Below are 26,563 nucleotides of genomic sequence, written 5' to 3' on the forward strand. Positions count from 1 at the left end.
GGAGTAGCCATGGCCCAGTCGGAAACCGTTGAACGCATTCTCGATGCTGCCGAGCAGTTGTTCGCGGAAAAAGGTTTCGCCGAAACCTCGTTGCGCCTGATCACCAGCAAGGCCGGTGTCAACCTGGCGGCGGTGAACTATCACTTCGGTTCGAAGAAAGCGTTGATTCAAGCGGTTTTCTCGCGGTTCCTCGGGCCGTTCTGCATCAGTCTCGATAAAGAGCTGGAGCGGCGTCAGGCCAAACCTGAAATCAGGCCGACACTCGAAGAGTTGCTGGAAATCCTCGTCGAGCAGGCACTGGTGGTGCAGCCGCGCAGTGGCAACGACCTGTCTATCTTCATGCGTTTGCTGGGACTGGCGTTCAGTCAGAGCCAGGGGCACTTGCGTCGTTATCTGGAAGACATGTACGGCAAGGTGTTCCGCCGCTACATGATACTGGTCAACGAAGCAGCGCCGCGTATTCCGCCCATCGAACTGTTCTGGCGCGTGCACTTCATGTTGGGTGCGGCGGCGTTCAGCATGTCCGGTATCAAGGCCTTGCGGGCGATTGCCGAAACCGACTTCGGTGTGAATACCTCGATCGAGCAGGTCATGCGCCTGATGGTGCCATTCCTGGCCGCCGGCATGCGTGCCGAATCCGGTGTGACTGACGCGGCCATGGCCACTGCCCAGTTGCGTCCACGCAGCAAATCGACACCGGTTGCCGCCAAGGTATAACCGCACATGGGTGGGCGCGGCAGCTGACATCCGCTAAGCTAGCCGCCCATGCCGACTCTCGTTCTGAACCCGCTCCTCGTTGAACTCGCCAATCTGCCGGGCCATGCCCTTGGCGGCGAATTCGTGTGGGCCGGGTTTTCTGTTATCAAGGAATTTTTATGACTGCTGGCTTGCAAGGCTCGTTGATGGTGGACGTCGCCGGTACCTGGCTGACGGCTGAAGATCGCCACTTGTTGCGCCAGCCCGAAGTGGGTGGCCTGATCATCTTTGCCCGTAACATCGAGCATCCACGCCAGGTGCGTGAATTGAGTGCGGCAATCCGCGCCGTCCGTCCCGACTTGTTGCTGGCTGTGGACCAGGAGGGCGGTCGTGTGCAGCGCCTGCGTCAGGGTTTCGTGCGCTTGCCCGCCATGCGCGCCATCGCCGACAACCCGAACGCCGAGTACCTGGCCGAGCAGTGCGGCTGGATCATGGCGACTGAAGTGCTGGCCGTTGGCCTGGACCTGAGCTTCGCCCCGGTGCTCGACCTCGATTACCAGCGCAGCGCGGTGGTGGGTACCCGTTCGTTCGAGGGTAACCCGGAGCGCGCCGCTCAATTGGCCGGTGCATTCATCCGCGGGATGAACAGCGCAGGCATGGCGGCCACCGGCAAGCACTTCCCCGGCCACGGCTGGGCGGAAGCGGATTCCCACGTCGCGATCCCGAATGACGAGCGCAGTCTCGATGAGATCCGCGCCAACGACCTGGTGCCGTTTGCCAAATTGAGCAAGCAACTGGCCGCGGTCATGCCGGCCCATGTGATCTATCCACAGGTCGACGCCCAGCCGGCCGGTTTTTCCCGTCGCTGGTTGCAGGATATCTTGCGTGGCGAGTTGCAATTCGACGGGGTGATTTTCAGCGATGACCTGTCCATGGCAGGCGCCCACGTGGTCGGCGATGCCGCCAGTCGTATTGAAGCTGCGCTGACTGCCGGTTGCGACATGGGCCTGGTGTGCAACGACCGTGCGGCCGCCGAGCTCGCCCTGAGCGCTGCCCAGCGTCTGAAGGTCAAGCCTTCCGAGCGCATTGCACGGATGCGCGGCCAGTCGTTTGCCAACTCTGAATACCGTCAGGACCCGCGCTGGCTGGCCGCTGTCGGCGCGCTCAAAGAAGCTCAATTGATTGATTAAGGACTGTTCGTTATGACGGTTTACGCGATTATCGGTGGCACTGGCCTGACTCAGCTCGAAGGCCTGAGCATTCGCCAGTCACTGACAGTGGACACGCCTTATGGTGCACCTTCGGCCGACATTCAGATCGGCGAGTATGCCGGCAAGGAAGTGCTGTTCCTCGCACGTCACGGTCATCCCCACCGGTTTCCGCCGCATCAGGTCAACTACCGCGCCAACCTCTGGGCGCTGAAGCAGGCTGGGGCGCAAGCGATTCTTGCAGTCAATGCCGTGGGTGGAATTCACTCCGCCATGGGCACGGGACATTTCTGCGTGCCGCATCAGTTGATCGACTACACCAGCGGTCGTGAGCACACCTACTTTGCCGATGACCTGGAGCACGTCACCCATATCGACTTCAGCTACCCCTACAGCGAACCGTTGCGCCAGCAACTGATCGCGGCATTGGCGGCGGAAGGTGTGGGCTACAGCAGTCATGGCGTGTATGCGTGCACTCAAGGGCCGCGCCTGGAGACAGTGGCTGAAATCGCCCGGCTGGAGCGCGATGGCTGCGACATCGTCGGCATGACGGGAATGCCGGAAGCAGCCCTGGCCCGGGAGCTGGAACTGGATTACGCCTGTCTGGCGCTGGTGGTGAATCCGGCGGCTGGCAAGTCGACGGCGGTGATCACCATGGCCGAGATCGAGCAGGCGTTGCATGACGGCATGGGCAAGGTCAAATCGACGCTGGCGCGGGTGCTCAAGGGCTGAGTCCCACTTGATACCGAGTTGACTTCATCGCGAGCAAGCTCGCTCCCACAGGTTCAGTGGTGTCCGCAAAAGTCGTGTTCGACGCGGACAGTGTGGGAGCGAGCTTGCTCGCGATGGCGGACTAAAAAGCGCCGCACATCTCAACGCTTTTCGAGGTTTTCCGGCAGCGGCGCAAACAGCGCTTCGATATCATCGTTCTGCAGTTTCCAGTCCCCGGCCTTGCGCCCATCCAGCACGCCGGCCGCGAGGTCGGATTTTTCCTTTTGCAGGTGCTGAATCTTTTCTTCCACCGTGCCGCGCGCAATCATTTTATAAACGAACACCGGCTTCTCCTGGCCGATGCGATACGCCCGGTCAGTCGCCTGGTTTTCCGTCGCCGGGTTCCACCACGGATCGTAATGAATCACCGTGTCCGCTTCGGTCAGGTTCAGGCCAACGCCACCGGCCTTCAAGCTGATCAGAAATATCTGACGTTTGCCGCTCTGGAATTCCTTCACCGGCGTGCGGCGGTCGCGGGTCTGGCCGGTCAGCAGGGCGTAGGCCACGCCGCGTTTGTTCAGTTCGTCCTCGATCAGCGACAGCATTGAAGTGAACTGCGAGAACAGCAGGATCCGCCGACCTTCCTCGAACAGTTCTTCGAGCATTTCCATCAGGCTGTCGAGCTTGCCTGACGTGCTGCCACGGGTTGGCAGGGTCGCCTCATTGACCAGGCGCAAATCGCAGCACACCTGACGCAGCTTGAGCAGGGCTTCGAGAATGATGATCTGGCTGCGGGCCACGCCTTTGCGGGTGATCTCGTCGCGGACTTTCTTGTCCATGGCCAGGCGCATGGTTTCGTACACATCGCGCTGGGCCTCGTTGAGTTCGACCCAGTGGATGATCTCGGTTTTCGGCGGCAACTCGGTAGCCACCTGTTCCTTGGTGCGGCGCAGCAGGAAAGGTCTGATCCGGCCGTTGAGGTGCTGAAGCCTGACCTCGCTGGTGCGTTTTTCAATTGGCACGCGGTAATCGCGGTTGAAACTTTTGACGTCGCCCAGCCAACCGGGCAAGAGGAAGTGAAACAGCGACCAGAGTTCACCGAGATGGTTTTCCAGCGGTGTGCCGCTCAGGCACAGGCGCTGCCGGGCGTTCAGTTCGCGGGCGGCGTGGGCTGCCTTGCTGCCGGGGTTCTTGATGTATTGCGCTTCGTCCAGCACCAGTATGTGCAAGGGCTGCGCCGCCAGGCGTTCGACATCCTTGGGCAGCAGCGCATAGGTGGTCAGGATCAGATCGTAGTCGGCCAGCTTGTCGAAGTGCTTTTTGCGGCTGGCACCGTACAGTGCCAGTACCTTGAGCTGCGGCGTAAAGTGCGCCGCTTCGTCGAGCCAGTTGGGGATCAGGCTGGTCGGCATCACAACCATGCACGGCCGGTCGAGGCGGCCGGCGTTTTTCTCGCTCAGAACGTGCGCCAGTGTCTGCAGGGTTTTACCCAGGCCCATGTCGTCCGCGAGGATTCCACCCACTTCCAGCTGTCGCAGCGATTGCATCCAGCTCAAGCCTTCGAGCTGATACGGACGTAGCGTCGCATTCAGACCGTCCGGGGCGGCGGCCGTGTGGTCCTTGATGTCGCGCAGGCGCTGGGCAAAGGTGCGGATCTGTTCGCCACCCTCCCACAGTAGTGGCATGTCTTCCAGCGGGTTCAGGCGCGTGGCATCGGCCTTGCTCAGGCGCAGCGTGGTGTCGCCGGGCTCCTGCAGGTAGAACTCGCCGAGGGTGGCCAGCACCGGCTTCAGGCGGCCGAAGGGCAGGGCGACTTGCAGTGGGCCGTGCTCGGAGTTCGGGCGATTGGGGATATTGACCAGGATCAGCTCGTCGTCGCGGCGTCGGGCCAGGCGTTCCGGGTTGAGGATTTCGGTGTGGGAGCGCATCAGGTTGAGCAGGATCGGCAACAGGCTCAGGCGCTCGCCGTTGACGATGATCCCCAGTTCCAGATCGAACCAGTCGCGCTCCGGTACCTGTTCGACCGTGGCGTACCAGTCGTCCACGGCGGTCAGGTCGAAACCGAAGTCCTCGTCGATCTGCAATTCCCAGCCCTGGGTGCGCAACTTCGGCAGTTCATTGAGGGTAAAGGTCAGCCAGGCGCTGTCATTGACCATCTCGAACAGCTCGCCGGCACTTTCCGGCAGGGCCTTGCTTTGCCGGGTGGCGACTTTGAAACCAAGGATTCGCAGCTGTTCCCGGTAGGACTGTTCCACTTCCGGGTGGCGTTTTATCCGCAGCGTCTGGCTTTCCTGACGAATCAGGATGTCGGCGTTTTTCTGTCCGCAAACGTACTCGTCCAGGTAACTGAAAGACAGCGCCGCCCGATGCTGGATGTATCGCTGCATTCGACCGTTGCGCGGTTCGAACGCGCTGAACTCGATGCTGGCCAGCCACAGGCGCGGGAGGGGCTGCACATTGTCCACCAGCACTTGCGGCGGGGCTTTCGGGCTGCGGTTTTCCAGGACTGCCTGGAGTTTTTCCAGAAGTTCGGCGTCTTTGGCTGCAGCGGGGTAGTCGAGGGTTTCCTGCACTTGCAGGAGCACCGCTGCGCAATGTTTGCAGTTGTTGTGGACCGGGCACGAGCAGGTGGCGTCGATCATCAGCAGCGTGCCCTTGGCTGACTCGCGCAGGCGAATGGTCTGACGGTAAACGTTACTGCCAGAGCCTTCGCAAACGGCGATGATCGTGGCGTCGCCGGCCTCGACGATCCTGACACGGTTCTCCAGCGCGTAGCGGCGGCCACGCTCCAGGCTCTGTTCCTTGAATCGGCTGACCCAGGAGGGTGCCAGGGGTTTGCTCAGGGTCGCGGACATAAGGACTTCAATCAGTCCGGAATTTCATCGGGGACTGGCCGAGGTGCGGGGGCGGTCAGCGAGGTGATCTTGATCAGCAGGCCGAGGTGGCCGTTGTCGAGGAAGTTCAACTGGCCGTTCTTGGTGTGGCTTTCCTGTTTCAAGCGCTCGCTGGCGGTCACCATGCCATTGGCGTCGATCTGATTGACCCAGAAATCGGCGTCGACGTCGGTAAAGCGTCCCAGCGTCATGTTCAGCGTGCCCTCGATCGGGAACTGACCATATTGTTCCTTGCCGTCGCTGATCGCCACTTTGCTGGCGTTTTCGCCGAGAGTCTGTTGCCAGGCCTTGTGCAGCAACACCGTGTAGTCGGCGCTGCTGGTGAGTTTTTCCACCTCGCCATTCAGGCTTGGCGTACGCAGGCTGTCGGGGCTGACGGGTTGGGCGCCAGCGGCCCAGTCTTCCGGTGCGGCGCGGCTGACAATCGCCGGTACGGCGTTTTGACGGACCAGAATCATTTCGACCTGATACAGGTCATCGGCAAATGCCGTGGGTGCGACCAGCGCTGGAATTAGCAGGGTCAGCAGGGTCAGTGAGCGAAACAGGCGCATGCGGCGTCCTTCAAGCAGTTTTCGGGACGAGGCGCTCGAACAGCGCCTCTACAGTATTAAAGCGCTCTTCCGGGCGCTCCATCGGAACCATGAACTTGAACATCGTGGCGCCTTCGAATTTGTAGCGTTTTGGCTGGCTCTGGATCAGTTTGATCAGGGTCAGCGGGTCGACCGGCGTCTGCGCGGCGAACTCGACGCGACCGCCTTGCGGGCCGCCATCGACTTTCTTGATGCCCAGTTGCTCGGCCTGCAATTTCAATGCAGTGATGCGGATCAGGTTCTTGGTCGGTTCCGGCAACAGACCGAAACGGTCGATCATCTCCACTTGCAGATCCTTGAGGCCTTCTTCATCGGTGGCCGAAGCGATGCGCTTGTAGAGAATCAGGCGGGCGTGAACGTCCGGCAGGTAGTCCTCGGGAATCAACGCCGGAACCCGCAGGTTGACTTCCGGACCGCCGCCGAGCGGTTGGTCGAGGTTCGGCTGCTCGCCCTTGCGGATCGACTTCACCGCGCGCTCGAGCATTTCCATGTACAGCGTGAAGCCGACCGCCTGGATCTGCCCGCTCTGGCCGTCGCCGAGCAGTTCGCCAGCGCCACGGATTTCCAGGTCGTTGGTGGCGAGCACGAAGCCCGCGCCGAGGTCCTGGGTGTTGGCGATCGCTTCCAGGCGCTTTTCCGCGTCCGGGGTGATTTGCTGGCGCGGTGGCGTCAGCAGGTAGGCGTAGGCCTGGTGGTGGCTGCGTCCGACCCGGCCGCGCAACTGGTGCAACTGTGCCAGGCCAAACTTGTCGGCACGCTCGATGATGATGGTGTTGGCGCTCGGTACGTCGATGCCGGTCTCGATGATGGTCGAGGCGATCAGCACGTTGAAGCGCTTGTGGTAGAAGTCACTCATCACCTGTTCGAGATCGCGTTCGCGCATCTGCCCGTGACCGATAGCGATCCGTGCTTCCGGTACCAGCTCGGCGAGGTCGGCGGCGCATTTCTCGATGGTCTTCACGTCGTTGTGCAGGTAGTAGACCTGGCCGCCACGCAGCAACTCACGCAGCAAGGCCTCTTTGACCGTGCTCTTGTTCTGCTCCATGACGAAGGTGCGTACCGACAGGCGACGGGCCGGCGGCGTGGCGATGATCGACAGGTCACGCATGCCCGACACCGCCATGTTCAGCGTGCGCGGAATCGGCGTGGCGGTCAGGGTCAGGATGTCGACTTCGCTGCGCAGGGCCTTGAGCTGTTCTTTCTGACGGACACCGAAACGGTGCTCTTCGTCGATGATCACCAGCCCCAGGTTTTTGATTTTTACATCGTCGGACAGCAACTTGTGCGTGCCGATGACGATGTCGATCTTGCCTTCGGCCAGGTCCGCGACCGCCGCATTCACTTCCTTGGCCGACTTGAAGCGGCTCATCACTTCCACGGTCACCGGCCAGTCGGCAAAGCGGTCGCGGAAGCTGTTGTAATGCTGCTGGGCGAGCAGGGTGGTCGGCACCAGGATCGCCACCTGGCGTCCACCGTGGACTGCAATGAACGCCGCGCGCATCGCCACTTCGGTCTTGCCGAAGCCAACGTCGCCGCACACCAGGCGGTCCATTGGCTTGGGCGCGAGCATGTCTTCGCGCACCGCTTCGATGGTGGTTTGCTGGTCCGGGGTTTCTTCGAACGGGAAACCGGCGCTGAAGGTGGCGTAGTCGGCTTTCGGATCGGCGAAGGCGTAGCCTTCACGGGCGGCGCGGCGAGCATAGATGTCGAGCAGCTCGGCGGCCACGTCACGCACCTGTTCGGCGGCTTTGCGCTTGGCTTTTTGCCAGGTCTCGGAGCCGAGGCGGTGCAGCGGGGCCAGGGCATCGTCGCTGCCGGTGTAGCGGGCGATCAGGTGCAGGTTGGCCACCGGCACATAGAGCTTGGCGCCTTCGGCGTATTCCAGGGCGAGGAACTCGGCGGTCTGGCTGTCGATTTCCAGGGTCGCCAGGCCCAGGTAGCGACCGACACCGTGGTCGATGTGCACCACCGGCGCACCTTCGCGAAGCTCGGTGAGGTTCTTGATCACGGCATCGTTGTTGGCATCGGTGCGCTTTTCGCGGCGACGACGCTGCATCACGCGCTGGCCGAACAACGGGCTTTCGGCAACCAGGGCCAGGGCCGGGTCGTCGAGCAGCAAGCCTTCGTCGAGCGGGGCGATGGTGATCGCCAGGCGATCCTTGCCGGCGACAAAGTCTGGCCAGCTGTCGACGGTCTTCGGTCGCAGCTTCAGGCGTTCCAGCAGTTCCAGCAGCACTTCGCGGCGGCCTGCCGATTCGGCGGTAAACAGTACGCGACCGGGGAACTGGTCGAGGAAGTCGGCCAGTGCCGCCAACGGTTGGGTGGCCTTGGCTTCGATCGCCAGGTTGGGCAACTCGCGTGCCGGGAAACGCTCGCGACCGCTACCGCTTTCTACATCCTGTTGACTGGCCACCACGCGCGGCCAGTTCTTCAGGCGCGCGAAGCAGTCTTCCACCGGCAGGAACAGTTCGGCGGGAGGTAATAAAGGACGGGATGGGTCGACGCGGCGTTCTTCATAGCGATTGCGCACGTCGTTCCAGAAGTTTTCCGCGGCCTGCTCGATGCCCGGCAGGGAAAACACTTGCGTGTCCTGGGGCAGGTAATCGAACAGCGTCGAGGTTTCTTCGAAGAACAGCGGCAGGTAGTACTCGATACCGGCCGGGGTAATCCCGCTGCTCAAGTCCTGGAAAATCGGGCAGCGGCGGAAATCGACGTCAAAACGCTCGCGGAAGCGCGCCTTGAAGCGGGTGACCGCTTCTTTCTGCAGCGGGAATTCCTTGGCCGGCAACAGCTTGACCGAGTTGACTTTGTCGATGGAGCGCTGGTTCTCCGGGTCGAAGGTGCGCAGGGTTTCGATTTCGTCGTCGAACAGATCGATGCGATATGGCAGCTTGCTGCCCATCGGGAACAGATCGATCAGCGAACCGCGAACGGTGAACTCGCCGTGTTCATACACCGTATCGACGTAGCGATAGCCCGTGGCTTCAAGGCGGGTGCGCATTTGCTCGACGTCGAGCTTCTGGCCGATATCCAGCACCAGGCTGCTGCCGAGCAGGAATTTGGTCGGTGCGAGGCGGTGCAGGGCGGTCGTGATCGGCACCACCAGCACACCATGGCTCAGTTCCGGCAGCCGGTACAGGCTGGCGATGCGCTGGGAAATGATGTCCTGGTGCGGTGAGAACAGGTCGTAGGGCAGGGTTTCCCAGTCGGGAAAGTGCAATACGGGCAAATCCGGGGCGAAGAAGCCCAGCTCCTGTTCCAGCCGTTCGGCACTTTGGCTGTCGGCGGTCAGCAGCAGGGTAAAGCGCTTGGCAGCGCTGGCGGCCTCGGCGATGGCCAGGCTCAGGGCGGCACCGGGCAGGTTGCCCCAGTGCTGTTTACCTGCCGCGGCAGGGAGAAGCGGTAGACGCAGAACGGGCACGGAAGGTTGAGCTCCAAGCGTTGCGACAAAGTCGGTAATTGTAGCGGTCTACGATGCCGCCTGTCAGTTGCTGACTGCGTCTAAAGCACGGGTTTGGTGAAATGTAGTGGTAAAGACAAAATTCGGCGGTTTTTTGCCAGAAATTACTGGATATGTAGTGGCAAAAACAACGAGTGTTACGGAGGGTTACGGATAACGAGGCGTGACCTCCAAAAAATTGACTACGCTGCAAGCCCCGGTTTTATTGGGCTGGCGCGAGGCGTAAGTTTTTTGAACGACGAATTGTTACGTAAAGCACGACGGGCGCGCATTGCTACGGCGGTCACTCGGCGGCATAATGTAGCCCCTTTTTTCTGCCCCTACATAGTGGAAGGTTCCCGTGACTCAGAAGCCCGACCAGTGTCTTGGTGAATGGATCGACCGTGAAGCACTCGCAGAAGCGATGATTCCGCTTATCGGTCAGCTCTACCGCAATAACAACGTGGTGAGCTCGATCTATGGCCGCAGCCTGATCAATCGTTCAGTCATTGCGATTCTCAAAGCTCACCGCTTTGCTCGTCACCGTCAGTCCGACGAAAGCGAGCTGTCCGTCCACGAAACATTCCCGCTTATCAAGGCGATGAGCGAGCTCAAGCTCGGCGCCGCTTCGGTGGACCTGGGCAAGCTGGCGGCCAAATTCAAGGCCGAAGGCAATGGCCGTACTGCCGAGCAGTTCGTCCGTGAAGAACTGGCTGACGTGGTTGGCCAGCAAAACGCATCCGCCCGCAAAGGCACCGACGTTGTCCTCTACGGCTTCGGTCGTATCGGCCGTCTGCTGGCGCGCATCCTGATCGAGAAAACCGGTGGTGGCGACGGCCTGCGCCTGCGCGCCATCGTGGTCCGCAAGGGCGCCGAGAACGACCTGGTCAAGCGTGCCAGCCTGCTGCGCCGCGACTCGGTCCATGGTCCGTTCGATGGCACCATCACCATCGATGAAGCCAACAACACCATCACCGCCAACGGCAACCTGATCCAGGTGATCTACGCCAAGAGCCCGGCTGAAGTCGACTACACCCAGTACGGCATCGAAAACGCTCTGATCGTCGACAACACCGGTGTTTGGCGTGACGCAGACGGCCTGGGCCAGCACCTGGCCTGCCCGGGCGCTGCCCGCGTGATCCTCACCGCACCTGGCAAGGGCGCGCTGAAGAACATCGTGCATGGCATCAACCATGGCGATATCACCCCTGACGACAAGATCATCTCGGCGGCTTCCTGCACCACCAACGCCATTGTGCCGGTGCTCAAGGCAGTCAACGACAAGTACGGCATCATCAACGGCCACGTCGAAACCGTTCACTCGTTCACCAACGACCAGAACCTGATCGACAACTTCCACAAGGGCAGCCGTCGTGGCCGCGCCGCGCCGCTGAACATGGTCATCACCGAGACCGGTGCCGCCACCGCAGCCGCCAAGGCGCTGCCAGTGCTCAAGGGCAAGCTGACCGGCAACGCGATTCGCGTTCCTACGCCGAACGTGTCGATGGCCATCCTGAACCTGAACCTGGAAAAGGCCACCACTCGCGAAGAGATCAACGAGTACCTGCGCCAGATGGCCATGCACTCGGACCTGCACAAGCAGATCGACTACGTGAGCTCCCAGGAAGTGGTTTCCACCGACTTCGTTGGCTCGCGCCACGCAGGCGTAGTGGACGCGGAAGCGACCATCACCCAGGATAACCGCGTTGTTCTGTACGTCTGGTACGACAACGAGTTCGGTTACAGCTGCCAGGTGGTTCGCGTGATGGAAGACATGGCCGGTGTAAACCCGCCAGCATTCCCGCGCTAAGCCTTTAGCGGCACATGAAGCGCCCCGACCTTGGTCGGGGCGTTTTTGTTTGTGCGCTCCGCAATAAATACGCTTTAGAAACAATCCTGTAGGAAAAGGATCGTTTCTATTGGCGAAACTTCTGAATCATTCTTTTGACCCTGCTGTGAGGGTCGCGACGCTGTTAGCGTCCGCCGCATTATTTCTGAACACCCTTCCAAGGATAAGGATTTTGAAATGAATGCACCCTTGCAGCCTTTGTATACCAACGATGTTTCCCCAGAGTATCTGCGCAGTCTGGACAATCCACACTTCACTGAGTAGCAAATTGCGCAATTCCATGAGCACGCCCAAGTGGTTGTGCGTCAACAGCAGGCTTACATCGACACTCATCCTGCTATCGCCATCTTCCGGTGCGCAACCGAGGGCAGCCACACCCGTAACGGCGGGGTGATCCAGCAAGGGACAGGGCCGCTGGAATTCAAGTTGGAAAATGGACGCTCGGTGCGCGTAGCGCGAACAGGCGACTACGTCCTGTATGCCGATGGCAGTACGGCGCAAATCATCACCGGCGCAGGGCAAGACAACAATGATGTGGCGTTGGTCGGCAGCATGCTCAGCAATGGCGACGAAATCATCAATACACCGCAAGGCGGCTACGTGTTTATTGCGCGCGAAGGTGTGTCGATGGGCGAGGATTTTTTGTCATCGGTCGCGGACTGAGTGGCGAAGTCTGGCGCTGTCCAAAGCTGTCTCAGTGCTGCGTTGCTTAAATGCTCACGCAGCTGATGGTCGAAAACTTTCTGGACTCGGCCGGAAGTAACGGAGAAGAAATTCAATGAAAGAAGGACATTTCATCGGTCTGAATGACCGAACCACTTGTGGTGGCAAAGTTCTGGATGGTGACACCCGGATCATGATGTATGGCGTTGCCCACGCCTGCGATGGTGATCGAGTCACGTGTGGAAAAGACGGGAAGACGTATCGGATCGTCGGAGGCATTTCGCACATGATCAGTCATGGAAAGCCCATGGCTGGTACGCTGGACAGTTACAGTAATTGCCCCTGTAAAGCTCGGCTGATCCCCTCCGTAATGACGGCCACGTATCAAAGCAACGCAAGCCCTGCACAGCCGGACACCAGGGCTGCGAGCTCATCGGCGGCTCCGGCTGAAAACAGCTTTACAGCCAAGCCTCAGGTGGTTGATCTGAAGCTGGCAGATAAAATCTCTGCACCACTCGGCGACCTTGGTGGAAGCGAAGCCTGTAACCATCCAGACCAGATGGAAGAGCTTGCCAGCTACATTGCAGGTGAGATGAACAGGAACATCAAGCATCCGTCCGTGTTGAAAATGAAAGAGCTGATGAGCTACGACAGCAGCGCGCAAGCCAGGAAATTTCGGGCGTTACCCTGGTACGCCAGACTGGCTGGACCACCAAATTTCAACGGAATTGCATGGACGAAGAAGCTTGAGGCGATGGCGATCTGGACGAAGCAGGTGGGTCAGAATATGGAGTGGGATCACAAGCCGAAGCTGCGGGCGATGTACAACGGTGCGGTCCGGCACAAGCAAGGGAAATATGAGTATTTCTATGACATATGGTCGAATATTCACTATGGGTATGTTGGTATTGCAGGTGGGCTCTCAGAAAGTGTGCTACTGGATGGCGCTGGAGCTGAGCAGATTGTATCGGACTCCGCAAGGAAGATTGCCGAACTGGTAAAGCCCAGCGAGGAGAGAGAGCTTCCCGGTCCTCGACCTACGACCAGCCCTTGGACGGAACTACGGTCTTGGGATGATGTGGCTGACAGAGTCTCAATAAGCATCGGCATTAATCTTTATATGCAGCACCCTCACGGTGGGGTCACTGCGAAAATGATCATGAATGAAGTGCTTACCGTTGCGCCGGAGAAATGGGGGGAAGGAATCCGTGTCCACGACTGCAAGTAAATCCCGGAGACGGTATAAGCGATGGTTGTGGATTCCAGTTGTGTTTTTGGCCATCACTCATTGGGATATTGCGTTACCTACTGTGACTGTTCACTACTCCGAAGATGCTCGTGGCGAACTTAAATACATATGGATCGTGCAGGACCGTATTTTCAAGGGGCGTATGCAACCCGGAGGCGGTACGCGTGATTATGGCTTTCTATTTCCGGATGAGAATTTTTTCATGGAAATTTCCTGGTGGAACGATGGCGCGCTCCGACATTGCGTCAACGTAACCCCTAGGTGGCCCAATACGCATATTTACCTCAATGCCAATGGCGACATTGATTACAGCGAAGGCAGTGGCACGGATGCGCATCGACTGAAGCAATGCTTCACGGATACCGCAAGCCCATGAAGAGTAGTGAGATGCACAACTTGTAAGGTGAATCTAGGAGACGGAGTCCGTGTCCATTCCTGCTAATAAACCTCGGTCGCGTTACATTCGGTGGCTATTGATTCCGTTGATACCACTATTGCTGCCATTGGTGGTTCTTCTGCTGATCGCCCTCTGGCAAATTATTGTGCTGCCCGCCGCGACGGTTCATTACTCCAAGAATGGCGAAGACGAATTGCGGTTCATCTGGAATGTGCAACACCGGATTTACAAAGGACGCCTCCCTCCAGGCAGCAGCACACGGGATCATGGGTTCTTGTTTCCAGATGAGAAGTTTTTCATGGAGATCTCTTGGTGGAACGATAAAGATCTCCGACACTGCGTCAATATAACGCCGACATGGTCCAATACGCACATCTACCTCGATGCCAACGGCGATATCGATCACAGCGAAGGCAGCGGTACGAATTCGCATCGACTAAAACAATGCATCACTGATACAGCGAGCCCATGAAGAACCAAGGGATCAAAGCGACATGCAGTGCGATTCTGGGAGATGGAATTCGTGTCCACACCTGTACGTAAAACAGGTCCAAGGTATAGAAGGTGGTTGTGGATTCCATTTGTGTATCTGGCCATTAGCTGCTGGGATATCGCACTACCGACCGTAACCATTCACTACTCCGAAAATGGAAGGGAAGAGCTCAGGTATATCTGGAATGTCCAGGACCGGATATACAAGGGTGGGATGCAACCCGGCGGAGGTACGGTTGATAATGGTTTACTGTTTCCTGATGATGGTTTTTTTATGGAAATATCCTGGTGGAGCAAAAACGTTCGTGCCCACTGCGTCAACATTACTCCGAGATGGCCGAATACAAACATCTACCTTGATGCCAATGGCGATATTGATCTCAGCGAAGGCAGCGGCACGGATTCGGATCGACTGAGACAATGCGTCACTGATACCGCGACTCCATGAAAAGACCCCGTTGGAGTCAGGGCCAACATACAAGGAGCGAGCTTGCTCCGGGCGGTGTTCCGATGATGCAGCCAAGAACGCTGCGTTTAACTAGTGAGCACGCGTTATCGTTGACGACCATCGCGAGCAGGCTCGCTCCCACAGGGTTATCAGGTGTACGCAACATCTGCGGGTATCCAAAAATCATTGTGGGAGCGAGCCTGCTCGCGAAGAGGCCCGCCCATGCAACATCGATGTCGCCTGACAGACTGCCATCGCGAGCAAGCTCGCTCCCGCAGTTTCTATCGCATAATGGCGAGCCTCGATGGTGTGTCAGGGGGTTATTCAGGGGATGCAGGATTTGTTGATCTGGCGGATAGGGTGCTTTGTGTTGATCGTCCTGTTGTCTGGTTGCGGCAACAGCGACCCCCTCGAAAGCTTCGGCGGCCCGACCATGGGCAGCACCTATTCGATCAAGTATGTGCGCCACGCCGGCCTTCCGGCGCCGGACGAAGTCCGTGTCCAGGTTGAGCAGATCCTCGCTGATATTGACCGGCAAATGTCGACCTACCGCAGCGACTCGGACATAGAACGCTTCAATTCATTGCGTGCCAACGGTTGTCAGGCAATGCCGGCGTCGATCCTCGAATTGGTCCGCGTGGGTGAGCAGCTGTCAGTGCAAAGCGAAGGTTCCTACGATCTGACGGTGGAGCCGTTGCTCAATCTCTGGGGATTTGGTCCGCAGGCTCGCGGGGAAAAAGTCCCGACCGCCGAAGCGCTCGCCGAAGCCCGCCGACGCGTCGGCCATGAACATTTGCGCATCGAGGGCGACCGGTTGTGCAAGGACGCCGCCGTCGAGGTCGATTTCAACAGCATCGCCGCCGGTTTCACCGTTGACACGATTGCTGCAAGGATCGAGGAAAAAGGCATCCACGATTACCTCGTCGAAGTCACTGGAGAACTCAAGGCCGCTGGCAAGAAGCCCGACGGCTCGCCATGGCGCATCGCCCTGGAGGAACCTCGGGATGACCGGCAGGTGGCCGAGCGGGTCATTATTGTCGACGGTTATGGCCTGTCCACGTCCGGCGACTATCGTAATTACTTCGAGCAGGACGGCCAGCGTTTTTCCCACACTTTCGATGCGCGCAGCGGCACACCGGTCTCACACCGTCTGGCATCGGTTACGGTGATTCATCCTTCAGCGTTGATGGCCGATGGCTTATCGACGCTGTTGTTGATTCTTGGTCCTGAGCGCGGTTGGGACTACGCAGAAAAACACGATATCGGTGCATTTTTTGTGATTCGTGCCGATACAGGTTTCGTCACGCGCAGCAGTCACGCTTTTGAACGCCTCAGTGGCCAAAAAACCGAGTGATTGTGGCGATTCGAGCATTGAAAACTGGCGTTGTAGTGCAGGCAAAAGTAGCCTACGACGCGACCAAGGGTTAATGTGCGCGGCGTTGACGCTTCTATAGACTGTGTCCGGGTTCTGCACTGGCCCCAAATTGTTCCTTCATGCCACGCATTGGCGTGATTTAGCCGCAGGTGCCGAGGGTGCCGCGGCCTGTTCTGAGGAGTACGCATGGCTGTCTACAACTACGACGTGGTGGTGTTGGGTTCCGGCCCGGCGGGAGAAGGCGCGGCAATGAACGCCGCCAAGGCAGGGCGCAAGGTCGCGATGGTCGATAGCCGTCGCCAGGTCGGCGGCAACTGCACTCACTTGGGCACCATCCCGTCCAAGGCACTGCGTCACTCGGTGCGGCAGATCATGCAGTTCAACACCAACACGATGTTCCGGGCCATTGGTGAGCCGCGCTGGTTCTCCTTCCCGGACGTGTTGAAAAGCGCCGAGAAAGTCATTTCCAAACAAGTCGCTTCACGTACCGGCTACTACGCCCGTAACCGCGTCGACGTGTTCTTCGGCACCGGCAGCTTCGCCGACGAGCAAACCATCGAAGTGGTCTGCGCCAACGGCGTGGTCGAAAAACTGGTGGCCAAGCACATCATCATCGCCACCGGTTCGCGTCCTTATCGCCCGGCGGACATCGATTTCCACCACCCGCGTATCTACGATAGCGACACCATCCTCAGCCTCGGCCACACCCCGCGCAAACTCATCGTTTACGGCGCCGGCGTGATCGGTTGCGAATACGCCTCGATCTTCAGCGGTCTGGGTGTATTGGTTGAACTGGTGGACAACCGTGGGCAACTGCTGAGCTTCCTCGACTCGGAAATCTCCCAGGCCCTGAGCTACCACTTCAGCAACAACAACATCACGGTTCGCCATAACGAAGACTACGACCGCGTCGAAGGCGTGGACAATGGCGTGATCCTGCACCTCAAGTCCGGCAAGAAGATCAAGGCCGACGCCTTGCTCTGGTGCAACGGTCGTACCGGCAACACCGATCAGCTGGGTCTGGAAAACATCGGCGTGAAGGTCAACAGCCGTGGCCAGATCGAAGTCGACGAGAACTACCGCACCTGCGTGCCGAACATCTACGGCGCCGGTGATGTGATCGGCTGGCCGAGCCTGGCCAGTGCCGCCCATGACCAGGGTCGTTCGGCCGCTGGCAGCATCGTCGATAACGGTAGCTGGCGTTTCGTGAATGACGTGCCGACCGGCATCTACACCATTCCGGAGATCAGCTCGATCGGCAAGAACGAGCAGGAGCTGACCCAGGCCAAGGTGCCGTACGAAGTCGGCAAGGCGTTCTTCAAGAGCATGGCGCGGGCGCAGATCGCCGGCGAGCCGCAAGGCATGCTGAAGATCCTGTTCCACCGTGAAACCCTGGAGGTGCTGGGCGTTCATTGCTTCGGTTATCAGGCGTCGGAGATCGTGCACATCGGTCAGGCGATCATGAACCAGCCGGGCGAACAGAACACGCTGAAGTACTTCGTCAACACCACGTTCAACTACCCGACCATGGCCGAAGCCTATCGGGTAGCGGCATACGACGGCCTCAACCGGCTTTTTTGAGTGGCTCCGGCCGGTGGCCTGAGCCGGCCGGGGAGACCGATTTCAGCAATTCTCGAGCGTGGCAATGGCCAAACCGGGAAAGTCTGTAATCAGGCTGTCAACGCCGAAGTCGGCGAGCCTGCGCATCAGCGCGGGCTCGTTGACGGTCCACACCGACACATGCAGCCCCTGACGCTGCGCCCTTTGCAGGCGTTCCGGCGTGCACAGGGTCCAGTTCAGCGCCAGGATCTCACAGCCATAGCTGGCCGCGACCTTCAACGGGTCGAGCCAGGCGTACTCGGCCACCAGCCCGCGGGATACGTCGGGCACCAACTCCAGCGCCGCCTTGAGCACTTCACGGGAACTCGAGGTGATCGTCACCTTGTCCATCAGGCCATGACGCTGCGCCATTTCGCGAATCGCCAGCACGGTGGTGGCGGCACGCATCCGTGATGCGCTTTTGACTTCCAGCTGCCAGTGATCGAAGTCGCATTTTTCGAACAGTTCTTCCAGCGTCGGAATCGGGCACGGCTTGATCCAGCCCGGGCCGCCCTTGCGTGCGTCATAGGTCACCAGTTCGGCCGCCGTGTGTTCGACGACCTTGCCGCGACGGTCCGTGGTGCGTTTGAGGGTCGGGTCGTGGATGACCATCAGCTCGCCATCCATGGACAGGTGCAGGTCCAGTTCGCAGCGACGCACGCCGTGCTTGAGACATTCCTGAAAGCTGGTCAGGGTGTTTTCCGGTGCTTCGCCCTTGGCGCCGCGATGGCCGTAGATGAGGGTCACGGTTCTTCCTTAAATTAATTGCCTGATTCGAGTTGTTCGCGGGCCAGTCGTCGTTCCTGGGCCTGCTTTTGCAAGATGTGGCGGGCCAGCAGTTGGCGCTGGGCGTCGGTCAGGTGTTCGAACTCGGTGCCGACATCATAGCCATCGCCCTTGCGGTCGCAATGGGTGACGCGAGCGCGCAGCAGCAGGCCCAGGGCTTGCGGCATCAGCACCAGCTTGACCGACAGGTGTGCGCCGGCGGCAATGGGCGTTGGATGCTGAAAGTCGATGCCGCCTTCGGAAATGATCACCGGCTGCGGTTCGCCGATCTGCCCGAGCACTGTCAGAGCGACGACCTGGCTCAGCAAATCGATGCGTTTGTTCTGGGATTTGAGGAATGCGGCGGTCGTGCGGTCGCGTTCGCTGAGCTGGCGCAACAGGTGTTGCGACTCGAATTCGCTCAGGTGCAGTTCGCTGAGCAAGTTGAAGAGTGGGGAAGCATCCTGCAACACTTCCTGCCCTGTGGCTTCAGCAGCGGACAGGAGCCGAATTTCCAGTGCGATCGTATCCTCGATACGGTAGTATTCGCGGCGATCTTCTTCATCTAATGTCGACATGGCGAACCCATGGTAGCGGCGGTGGTCTGAGTGTAAAGCTGGTTATCGACCCCCGCCACAAGGACGTTCCTTTTCCCTCCGAACAAGCCCCGACATGTTCAGACCTCTCTTCGTATTTATCGGCACGCGTTACACCCGTGCAAAGCGTCGCAATCATTTTGTGTCATTCATTTCCCTGACTTCGATGATCGGGCTCGCCCTTGGCGTGGTCGTGATGATCGTGGTGCTGTCGGTGATGAACGGCTTCGATCATGAGATGCGCACCCGCGTGTTGGGCATGGTGCCCCACGCGACCATCGAGTCCGGCGAGCCGATCAGCGATTGGCAAAGCCTGGCCGCGAAGGTCAAGCAGAACCCGCAGGTGACGGCCGTGGCGCCGTTTACGCAAATGCAGGGTTTGCTGACCAATAACGGCAAGGTCTCGAAAGTCCTGCTCAATGCCATCGATCCGGCGCAAGAGCGCCAGGTGTCGATCATCGATCACTTCATGACCCAGGGAAAACTCGATGATCTGGTGCCGGGTGAGTTCGGCATCGTCATCGGCGACAAGGCGGCGGCCAAGCTCGGTGCCGTGATCGGCGACAAGTTGACCTTCGTCGCCCCGGAAGTCACCGTGACCCCGGCCGGGATGTTCCCGCGCATGAAGCGCTTTACCGTGGTCGGCATCTTCCATGTCGGCGCCGGCGAGCTCGATGGCTATCTGGGCGTCACCAACCTGCAGGACCTGGCCCGGCTGCATCGCTGGAAACCGGATCAGGTCCAGGGCTTGCGCCTGAAGTTCGACGACCTGTTCCAGGCGCCGCGCACCGCGTGGAGCATCGCTCGCGATCTCGGTGAAGACCGCTTCTACGCCCGTGACTGGACCCGCACCCACGGTAACCTGTACCAGGCGATCCGCATGGAAAAAGCCATGATCGGCCTGTTGCTGCTGCTGATCGTCGCGGTCGCTGCGTTCAACATCATTTCCACGCTGGTGATGGTGGTGAACGACAAGAAGGGCGACATCGCGATCCTGCGCACCTTGGGCGCCACGCCGGGTACGATCATGCGCACGTTCATGGTGCAGGGTACGGTGATTGGCGTGGTCGGCACGGCCATAGGCGCTGTGGTCGGGATCTTCGCCGCGCTGAATGTCAGTGCCGCGATCTCGGCCCTTGAAGGTCTGATCGGGCACAAATTCCTCAACGCCGACGTGTATTTCATCGATTACCTGCCATCGCAAGTGCAGAGCCAGGACGTCGTGATGGTCTGCTCTGCGGCGTTGGTCCTGAGTTTCCTCGCCACCCTGTATCCAGCCTGGCGTGCCGCGCGCACCCAGCCTGCGGAGGCGCTACGTTATGAGTGAGTCGGGCATGAGTGATAAAGCAATCTTGAGCTGCCGCAGCCTGGGCAAGTCCTACGAGGAAGGTCCGGAGTCGGTGGAAGTGTTGGCCGACCTGCAACTGGAGTTGCACCCGGGAGAGCGCGTGGCGATTGTCGGCAAGTCGGGTTCGGGCAAAAGTACCTTGCTCAACCTGTTGGGCGGCCTCGATACGCCGACCAAGGGCAGCGTCTGGCTCGACGGCGAGGAACTGTCGGCGCTGAGCGAGAAAAAACGCGGCCTGCTGCGTAATCGCGCCCTCGGCTTCGTGTATCAGTTCCACCACCTGCTGCCGGAATTCACCGCCCTGGAAAACGTCTGCATGCCGCTGCTGATCGGCAAGACCGCGATCCCCGAAGCGCGTCAGCGTGCCACGGCGTTGCTGGAGCGGGTAGGGCTGGGCCATCGCCTGGAGCACAAACCGGCCGAATTGTCCGGTGGCGAGCGTCAGCGTGTGGCCATCGCCCGCGCCCTGGTGAACACACCGGGCCTGGTGATGCTCGACGAGCCAACCGGCAACCTCGACTCCCACACCGCCCAGGGCATTCAGGACTTGATGCTGGAACTCAGCACTTCGATGCGCACGGCGTTCCTGGTGGTGACCCACGACATGAACCTGGCCCGCCAGATGGACCGCGTCCTGCACCTGCAGGAAGGTTGCCTCACGCCTATCTGATTGGCTGAAACCCGATGCCTGGAAAGGCGTCGGGTCTTTTATTTTTATACGGTGCACCAGCGAATGTTCAGACCGTTATCGATCTTTATCGGCACGCGCTATACCCGCGCCAAGCGCCGCAATCGCTTTGTTTCCTTCATCTCGATGACCTCGATGATCGGCCTCGCCCTCGGCGTGCTGGCGATGATCGTGGTGTTGTCGGTGATGAATGGCTTCCAGCGCGAGATGAGCTCCCGCATCCTCGGCATGGTGCCGCACGCCACCATCGTCGGCGTCAACCCGATTGACGACTGGAAACCCGTGGCAGCAGCCGCGATGAAAAACCCGGAAGTGACGGCGGCGGTGCCGTTCACCGAGATGGAAGGCATGCTGTCCTACAAGGGCACGATGCAGCCAATCCAGGTCAGCGGTGTCGATCCGGCGCTGGAAGGCCAGGTGTCGATCGTCGCCAAGCACATCGTCCAGGGCAGTCTCGAAGCCCTGAAGCCGGGCGAATTCGGTGTGGTGATCGGCGAGATCACGGCGCGCCGCTTCCGCTTGAACGTCGGCGACAAGATCACCCTGATCGTGCCGGAAGTCAGCAATGCGCCGGGTGGCATTACCCCACGCATGCAACGGCTGAATGTGGTCGGCGTGTTCAAGGTCGGCGCCGAACTGGACGGCACCATGGCGCTGATTCACATGGCCGATGCCGCGCAGATGCAGCACTGGGAGCCGAATCAGGTGCAGAGCGTGCGCCTGGCGGTGAAGGACCTGTATGCCGCGCCGCAGGTGTCGAGCGACATCGCCACGGGGCTGGGCACCGCCTACAAGGCTGACGACTGGACCCACACCCAGGGCAGCCTGTTCAGTGCGATGAAAATGGAAAAAACCATGATCGGCCTGCTGTTGCTGATGATCGTCGCAGTGGCGGCGTTCAACATCATCGCGACCCTGATCATGGTGGTGAACGACAAGGGCGCGGACATCGCGATCCTGCGAACCATCGGCGCCACGCCACGGCAGATCATGGCGATCTTCATGGTGCAGGGCACCGTGATCGGGATTGTCGGCACCCTGATTGGCGGTGTGTTGGGCGTGATTGCCGCGCTGAACGTCAGCGAGATGGTGGGCTGGATCGAGCGGGTCAGCGGGCAGCATATCTTCAGTTCCGACGTGTATTTCGTCAGCAACCTGCCGTCCGAACTGCAAGGCGCGGATGTGGCGCTGATCTGCACGGCGGGCTTCGTCATGAGCTTCCTGGCGACCGTGTACCCGGCGTGGCGTGCGGCGAAGATCGAACCGGCTCATGCACTGCGCTATTCGTAAGACCTGACACCGCCAGCTCTTCGTAGGAGCTGGCTTGCCAGCGAAAGCGGCCTCTGAAAGGGACATTGAGGCGGCAGGACCGGCCTCTTCGCTGGCAAGCCAGCTCCTACAGGGGATCGAGGCCGGAACTGTTGGCCTTAATCTTCCCTTGGCAACTCGATCACAAACCTGGTCCACCCATTAGCCGATTCGCAACGAATCTGCCCGCCATGGGCACGGATGATCGACTGGGTGATCGCCAGTCCCAGTCCCGCATGTTCACTGCTGCCTTCGCGGCGTGCCGGGTCTGCACGGTAGAAGCGATCAAATAGCCGCGGCAGTGACTGTGCGTCTATCCCGCTCCCGGTGTTTTCGACGCTCAATCTCAGGCCATTCGCCTGTTCGACGATGTTGACCCGGACCTCGCCGTCGGCGGGGGTAAAACGTAGCGCGTTATCCAGCAAGTTGGACAATGCTCGCCTCAACATGCTGCGGTCGCCTTCCAGGCATCCATGACCTTCCCGAGCGAGTGTCACCCGCGCGTCTTCCGCCAGTGGCGCAAAAAACTCCAGCAGCAGGTCTGCTTCTTCGGCCAGTTCCAGCGCTTCGCGCTTGGGCATCAACAACCCATGGTCAGCCTTGGCCAGGTAGAGCATGTCATTGACCAGTTGCGCCATCCATTGCAGCTCTTCGAGGTTGCTGTGCAGGGCTTCGCGGTAGTCCTCGATGGGGCGAGGGCGGGTGAGGGTGACCTGGGTGTGGGTCAGCAGGTTCGACAGTGGCGTGCGCAGTTCATGGGCAATGTCGGCGGAGAACGCGGACAGGCGCTGAAACGAGTCGTCGAGGCGTCCGAGCATGGCGTTGAAGTTGTGGGCCATTTCCGCCAGTTCCGGCGGCATGTTTTCTTCAGGCAACCGTGCGTTCAGCGATTGCGCAGAAACACCGCTGGCCACCGCACTGATCCGCCGCAACGGGCGCAAGCCGCTACGTGCCGCCCAGGCGCCCAGCAGTGCGGTGGCCAGGGCTGACAGGCCGACGGTCAGCCAGATCAAACGCTGCATGCGTTGCAGAAAATGCTGGTGGTGGGTGATGTCCAACAGCAGGGTCAGTTGCGGTGACTCGGGTTTGTCCGCAAAAAGCGGCGCATTCAGCACGCGGTAATCCATGCCTTCATGGCTCACCGTCGACAATCCGGGCTGGCTCGGCAATGCCTGTGGAATGTTGGTCGAGCTGTCATACCAGCTTTGGCCGTCGCTGCCGGTGATGCGCAGGGGCAGGCCAGCCTGCCGGCTCAATTCCTCCACCAGCTTCGTTTCGCTGTCACTCGACTGGAAGTCGTGCAAGGCCCGACGCAAGCCAATCAGTTTGCCGTACAGCAGTTGCTGGTCCAGCTCAATGAAATGCGCCTCGCTGGCGCGGCTGAACAGCACCCCGGCGAACAACGACACTACGGCGGTGCAGGCGGCGAACAGCAACGCCAGGCGGCTGCTCAAGGACAGCCGGCGCATCAGGCGGGGCGCTCTTCGAGGACGTAACCCATGCCACGCACGGTGTGGATCAGTTTGTTGGGGAATTCATCGTCGATCTTCAGGCGCAGACGACGGATCGCCACCTCGATGACATTGGTGTCGCTGTCGAAATTCATGTCCCAGACCTGGGACGCAATCAGCGACTTGGGCAGGACTTCACCCTGGCGGCGCAGGAGCATTTCCAGCAGGGCGAACTCCTTGGCGGTCAGGTCGATACGCTGGCCGCTGCGTTCGACCCGGCGACGGATCAGGTCCAGGCGCAAATCGGCCAGTTGCAGGCTGGTCTCCTGAGGCGTGGCACTGCCGCGACGTAACAGGCTGCGCACTCGCGCCAGCAGTTCGGAGAAGGCAAACGGCTTGACCAGATAGTCATCGGCGCCCAGTTCGAGGCCGTGAACCCTGTCCTCCACGGCGTCGCGCGCCGTCAGAAAAAGTACCGGTGTGTCCAGGCCAGCGCTGCGCACCGCTTGCAGAATCTGCCAGCCGTCACGACCCGGCAGCATCACATCGAGAATCAGCAGGGCATATTCGCCGCTGAGGGCTAATTGCTGGCCGGTGTTGCCGTCGGCCACCAATTCCGTGTTGAACCCGGCCTCGGCCAGGCCCTGGCGCAGGTAATGGCCGGTTTTCGGTTGGTCTTCGACGATCAGCAGTTTCATGGGCGACTCATGGCAAATGGAACGAACGCTTTATACCGTGGGCGGCGTTCTTACAGGGCAACCTGACAAAGTTGTAATCAGGCTGTCAGGTTGCGGGCAGTGCTGGCAGTTTAGAGTTTTTCACATGCCGAGCCTTATCTTCTTGGAGTATGACGATGTTTTTACGCAAATCCGTGGCGCAAATCCTGTGTTTGCTGGCGCTGAGTTCACCGGTGTGGGCAGAGGTCGGGCATTCCTACGATTTCGGTCAACCGGCCTCGGCGGCCAAGGCGACCCGCAGCGTCGAATTGGTCATGGGGGACATGTCCTTCACGCCGCAGGCCATCGACATCAAGGCCGGGGAAACCGTGCGCTTCGTGCTGGTCAATAAAGGCCAGTTGTTGCATGAGTTCAACCTGGGGGATGCGGCGATGCACGCCAGACACCAGCAGGAAATGCTGCAGATGCAACAGAGTGGCATGCTGATGCCGACCGGCATGAAGGCAATGGACCACGGCAAAATGGACCACGGCATGAAGCATGACGACCCCAACAGCGTACTGGTGGAGCCGGGCAAGACCGCCGAGCTGACCTGGACCTTCAGCAAGGCCACCAGCCTCGAGTTTGCCTGCAACATCCCCGGTCATTACCAGGCCGGCATGGTCGGTAAACTGACAGTCAGTCAGTAAGCACTCAAAGGCGGGAGCAAAGGCTGATAGAATCCGCTGATTCTTCAGTCAGGTTTCCGCCATGCATCCCGCAGCCGAACACTCGCCGCTGGGCAAATCCAGCGAATATATCGCCACCTACACGCCGTCCTTGCTGTTCCCGATCCCGCGTACCGCGAAGTGGGCGGAACTGGGCCTGACGGCGCAAACCCTGCCGTACAAAGGCGTGGACTTCTGGAACTGCTTCGAATTGTCCTGGCTGCTGCCGTCGGGCAAGCCGGTGGTGGCGATCGGCGAATTCAGCATTCCGGCGGATTCGCCGAACATCATCGAATCGAAGTCGTTCAAGCTGTACCTCAACTCCCTGAACCAGACGCCGTTTGCCGATACCGCGAGCCTCGAGGCGACGTTGGTCAAGGATTTGTCGGCGGCTGCCGGCAAGCCGGTGGGCGTGCGCATTCGCAGTCTCAAGGATGTCGAGAGCGAAGGCGTCGTGGCCTTGCCGGGCGTGTGCATCGACGAGCTGGATATCAGCGTCAGCAACTACGAGCATCCGCGGCCGGAACTGCTGCGTTGCGATGACTCGCGCATTGTCGAGGAGAGCGTGCACAGCCATTTGCTCAAGTCCAACTGCCCGGTCACCAGCCAGCCGGACTGGGGCAGCGTGGCGGTGGAGTACCGTGGCGCGGCGCTGGATCACGCGAGCCTGCTCGAATACATCGTCAGCTTCCGCCAGCATTCGGACTTCCATGAGCAGTGTGTAGAGCGGATCTTCCTCGACCTGCAGCGGTTGCTCAAGCCGGAGAAACTGACGGTGTATGCGCGTTATGTGCGGCGGGGCGGGCTGGATATCAACCCGTATCGCAGTACTGAAGAAGTGCAGCTGCCGAACCATCGCCTGGTCCGCCAATAGATCCGCAGTCAGACACAATATTTGTGGCGAGGGGGCTTGCCCCCGTTCGGCGGCGCAGCCGTCGCCATTTCAATCTGCGCGGTGTGACTGAGAAACTGAAATTGCAGGATTTGGGGCCGCTTCGCAGCCCAACGGGGGCAAGCCCCCTCGCCACAAAAAACCCTTGGCCAGAAAGTCATGAACGAAAAAGCCCCGCTATCGCCAGCAGGGCTTTTTTGCATCAGGAGGTTCAGATTCCCATGTTGGCCAAGGCCTGCCCGATGTTGCGCAGGGTCCCGGCAAGCGTCGGATGTTCGAGTTCGAAGCGCTCGACAGCCAGGTTGACGCCATCGGCGAGGCTGGAGTCCTGGGTTTTGGTTTCGAGTTCAAGTTTCAACTCGATCTGTTGCATCAGTTCGTGTAACTCGGCGCGTTCGGCATCGGACAACGGAGGATTCTGGTCCAATTGCTCGCGCAGGGCATTGAGTTGTTCTTGCAGTTCGCGGGCAGGCATGGCGTTCTTCCTTTTATCGATAGGCACTGGCATAGACCAAGGCGAC

General features: G+C 59.8%; 24 protein-coding genes. 16 read left to right on the top strand and 8 right to left on the bottom strand.

Features of this window, described 5'->3' with window-relative positions; all coding sequences use genetic code 11:
* Positions 1 to 9: 9 nt before the first annotated feature.
* The 3 genes from KW849_RS07360 (at position 10) to KW849_RS07370 (ending at position 2,636) form a co-directional block, all read left to right on the top strand.
* The gene (locus tag KW849_RS07360) at positions 10 to 717 is read left to right on the top strand and encodes a TetR/AcrR family transcriptional regulator (protein WP_108219237.1); all 708 of its coding nucleotides are present in this window, start codon (positions 10 to 12) and stop codon (positions 715 to 717) included.
* Positions 718 to 875: 158 nt separating this feature from the next.
* Positions 876 to 1,886, top strand: coding sequence for a beta-N-acetylhexosaminidase (nagZ, locus tag KW849_RS07365; RefSeq protein ID WP_218428805.1), 1,011 nt, complete (start codon positions 876 to 878; stop codon positions 1,884 to 1,886).
* Between the two features lie 12 nt (positions 1,887 to 1,898).
* Entirely contained in the window at positions 1,899 to 2,636 is a 738-nt protein-coding gene (locus KW849_RS07370) for an S-methyl-5'-thioinosine phosphorylase (protein WP_218428806.1), read from the top strand.
* Between the two features lie 140 nt (positions 2,637 to 2,776).
* Here the strand turns inward: KW849_RS07370 and KW849_RS07375 are convergent, their stop codons facing one another.
* From KW849_RS07375 to mfd, 3 genes are read right to left on the bottom strand one after another with little or no spacing between them, the layout of a single operon-like run.
* Positions 2,777 to 5,470 carry a DEAD/DEAH box helicase gene (locus KW849_RS07375; RefSeq protein ID WP_218428807.1) on the bottom strand — a complete coding sequence of 898 codons (2,694 nt, stop codon included), beginning with the start codon at positions 5,468 to 5,470 and terminating at the stop codon, positions 2,777 to 2,779.
* Positions 5,471 to 5,481: 11 nt separating this feature from the next.
* On the bottom strand, positions 5,482 to 6,060 hold the full coding sequence (locus KW849_RS07380) for a CsiV family protein (protein ID WP_218428808.1): 579 nt from the start codon (positions 6,058 to 6,060) through the stop codon (positions 5,482 to 5,484).
* A gap of 10 nt (positions 6,061 to 6,070) precedes the next feature.
* Positions 6,071 to 9,520, bottom strand: coding sequence for a transcription-repair coupling factor (mfd, locus tag KW849_RS07385; protein ID WP_218428809.1), 3,450 nt, complete (start codon positions 9,518 to 9,520; stop codon positions 6,071 to 6,073).
* A gap of 379 nt (positions 9,521 to 9,899) precedes the next feature.
* Between mfd and KW849_RS07390 the strand changes: the two genes are divergently transcribed.
* From KW849_RS07390 to sthA, 8 genes are all read left to right on the top strand, one after another.
* Positions 9,900 to 11,348 carry a glyceraldehyde-3-phosphate dehydrogenase gene (locus KW849_RS07390; RefSeq protein ID WP_218428810.1) on the top strand — a complete coding sequence of 483 codons (1,449 nt, stop codon included), beginning with the start codon at positions 9,900 to 9,902 and terminating at the stop codon, positions 11,346 to 11,348.
* A 333-nt stretch (positions 11,349 to 11,681) separates the two neighbouring features.
* Complete coding sequence (locus KW849_RS07395; protein ID WP_256357117.1) at positions 11,682 to 12,050, top strand: hypothetical protein; 369 nt, start codon at positions 11,682 to 11,684, stop codon at positions 12,048 to 12,050.
* Between the two features lie 115 nt (positions 12,051 to 12,165).
* Positions 12,166 to 13,278, top strand: coding sequence for a polymorphic toxin type 44 domain-containing protein (locus KW849_RS07400; RefSeq protein WP_218428811.1), 1,113 nt, complete (start codon positions 12,166 to 12,168; stop codon positions 13,276 to 13,278).
* Between the two features lie 40 nt (positions 13,279 to 13,318).
* Entirely contained in the window at positions 13,319 to 13,675 is a 357-nt protein-coding gene (locus KW849_RS07405) for a hypothetical protein (protein ID WP_218428812.1), read from the top strand.
* 49 nt (positions 13,676 to 13,724) lie between these two features.
* Complete coding sequence (locus tag KW849_RS07410; protein ID WP_371319117.1) at positions 13,725 to 14,168, top strand: hypothetical protein; 444 nt, start codon at positions 13,725 to 13,727, stop codon at positions 14,166 to 14,168.
* A gap of 111 nt (positions 14,169 to 14,279) precedes the next feature.
* Positions 14,280 to 14,636 (top strand): hypothetical protein, encoded by a 357-nt coding sequence (locus KW849_RS07415; protein ID WP_218428813.1) that lies wholly within the window; start codon positions 14,280 to 14,282, stop codon positions 14,634 to 14,636.
* 331 nt (positions 14,637 to 14,967) lie between these two features.
* The gene (locus tag KW849_RS07420; RefSeq protein WP_218428814.1) at positions 14,968 to 15,990 is read left to right on the top strand and encodes an FAD:protein FMN transferase; all 1,023 of its coding nucleotides are present in this window, start codon (positions 14,968 to 14,970) and stop codon (positions 15,988 to 15,990) included.
* Positions 15,991 to 16,197: 207 nt separating this feature from the next.
* The gene (sthA, locus tag KW849_RS07425; protein WP_218428815.1) at positions 16,198 to 17,592 is read left to right on the top strand and encodes a Si-specific NAD(P)(+) transhydrogenase; all 1,395 of its coding nucleotides are present in this window, start codon (positions 16,198 to 16,200) and stop codon (positions 17,590 to 17,592) included.
* A 42-nt stretch (positions 17,593 to 17,634) separates the two neighbouring features.
* Here the strand turns inward: sthA and KW849_RS07430 are convergent, their stop codons facing one another.
* On the bottom strand, positions 17,635 to 18,357 hold the full coding sequence (locus KW849_RS07430) for a glycerophosphodiester phosphodiesterase family protein (RefSeq protein WP_218428816.1): 723 nt from the start codon (positions 18,355 to 18,357) through the stop codon (positions 17,635 to 17,637).
* 14 nt (positions 18,358 to 18,371) lie between these two features.
* Positions 18,372 to 18,953 carry a PilZ domain-containing protein gene (locus KW849_RS07435; RefSeq protein WP_108219250.1) on the bottom strand — a complete coding sequence of 194 codons (582 nt, stop codon included), beginning with the start codon at positions 18,951 to 18,953 and terminating at the stop codon, positions 18,372 to 18,374.
* Positions 18,954 to 19,047: 94 nt separating this feature from the next.
* Between KW849_RS07435 and KW849_RS07440 the strand changes: the two genes are divergently transcribed.
* The 3 genes from KW849_RS07440 (at position 19,048) to KW849_RS07450 (ending at position 22,297) form a co-directional block, all read left to right on the top strand.
* Positions 19,048 to 20,298: a lipoprotein-releasing ABC transporter permease subunit gene (locus KW849_RS07440; protein WP_115947572.1), complete on the top strand. Its 1,251-nt coding sequence runs from the start codon at positions 19,048 to 19,050 to the stop codon at positions 20,296 to 20,298.
* A gap of 7 nt (positions 20,299 to 20,305) precedes the next feature.
* A complete protein-coding gene (gene lolD / locus KW849_RS07445; protein ID WP_218428817.1) occupies positions 20,306 to 20,989 on the top strand; it encodes a lipoprotein-releasing ABC transporter ATP-binding protein LolD in 684 nt (227 codons plus the stop codon).
* Positions 20,990 to 21,052: 63 nt separating this feature from the next.
* Positions 21,053 to 22,297: a lipoprotein-releasing ABC transporter permease subunit gene (locus KW849_RS07450; protein ID WP_218428818.1), complete on the top strand. Its 1,245-nt coding sequence runs from the start codon at positions 21,053 to 21,055 to the stop codon at positions 22,295 to 22,297.
* A gap of 137 nt (positions 22,298 to 22,434) precedes the next feature.
* Here KW849_RS07450 and KW849_RS07455 read toward each other — a convergent pair whose 3' ends face one another.
* Entirely contained in the window at positions 22,435 to 23,784 is a 1,350-nt protein-coding gene (locus KW849_RS07455) for a heavy metal sensor histidine kinase (protein WP_218428819.1), read from the bottom strand.
* Positions 23,784 to 24,464, bottom strand: a complete 681-nt coding sequence (locus tag KW849_RS07460) for a heavy metal response regulator transcription factor (protein WP_007995297.1) — start codon at positions 24,462 to 24,464, stop codon at positions 23,784 to 23,786. Before KW849_RS07460 ends, KW849_RS07455 begins: the two co-directional genes overlap by 1 nt.
* Before the next feature lie 155 nt (positions 24,465 to 24,619).
* Between KW849_RS07460 and KW849_RS07465 the strand changes: the two genes are divergently transcribed.
* Both KW849_RS07465 and queF read left to right on the top strand, forming a co-directional pair.
* Positions 24,620 to 25,132, top strand: a complete 513-nt coding sequence (locus KW849_RS07465; protein ID WP_218428820.1) for a plastocyanin/azurin family copper-binding protein — start codon at positions 24,620 to 24,622, stop codon at positions 25,130 to 25,132.
* Positions 25,133 to 25,193: 61 nt separating this feature from the next.
* Complete coding sequence (queF, locus tag KW849_RS07470; RefSeq protein ID WP_218428821.1) at positions 25,194 to 26,024, top strand: NADPH-dependent 7-cyano-7-deazaguanine reductase QueF; 831 nt, start codon at positions 25,194 to 25,196, stop codon at positions 26,022 to 26,024.
* A gap of 229 nt (positions 26,025 to 26,253) precedes the next feature.
* Here the strand turns inward: queF and KW849_RS07475 are convergent, their stop codons facing one another.
* Positions 26,254 to 26,517: a DUF4404 family protein gene (locus KW849_RS07475; RefSeq protein WP_218428822.1), complete on the bottom strand. Its 264-nt coding sequence runs from the start codon at positions 26,515 to 26,517 to the stop codon at positions 26,254 to 26,256.
* Positions 26,518 to 26,563: the final 46 nt, after the last annotated feature.

The organism is Pseudomonas sp. PDM26, assembly GCF_019219185.1.
In the GTDB taxonomy this organism is placed as follows: domain Bacteria; phylum Pseudomonadota; class Gammaproteobacteria; order Pseudomonadales; family Pseudomonadaceae; genus Aquipseudomonas.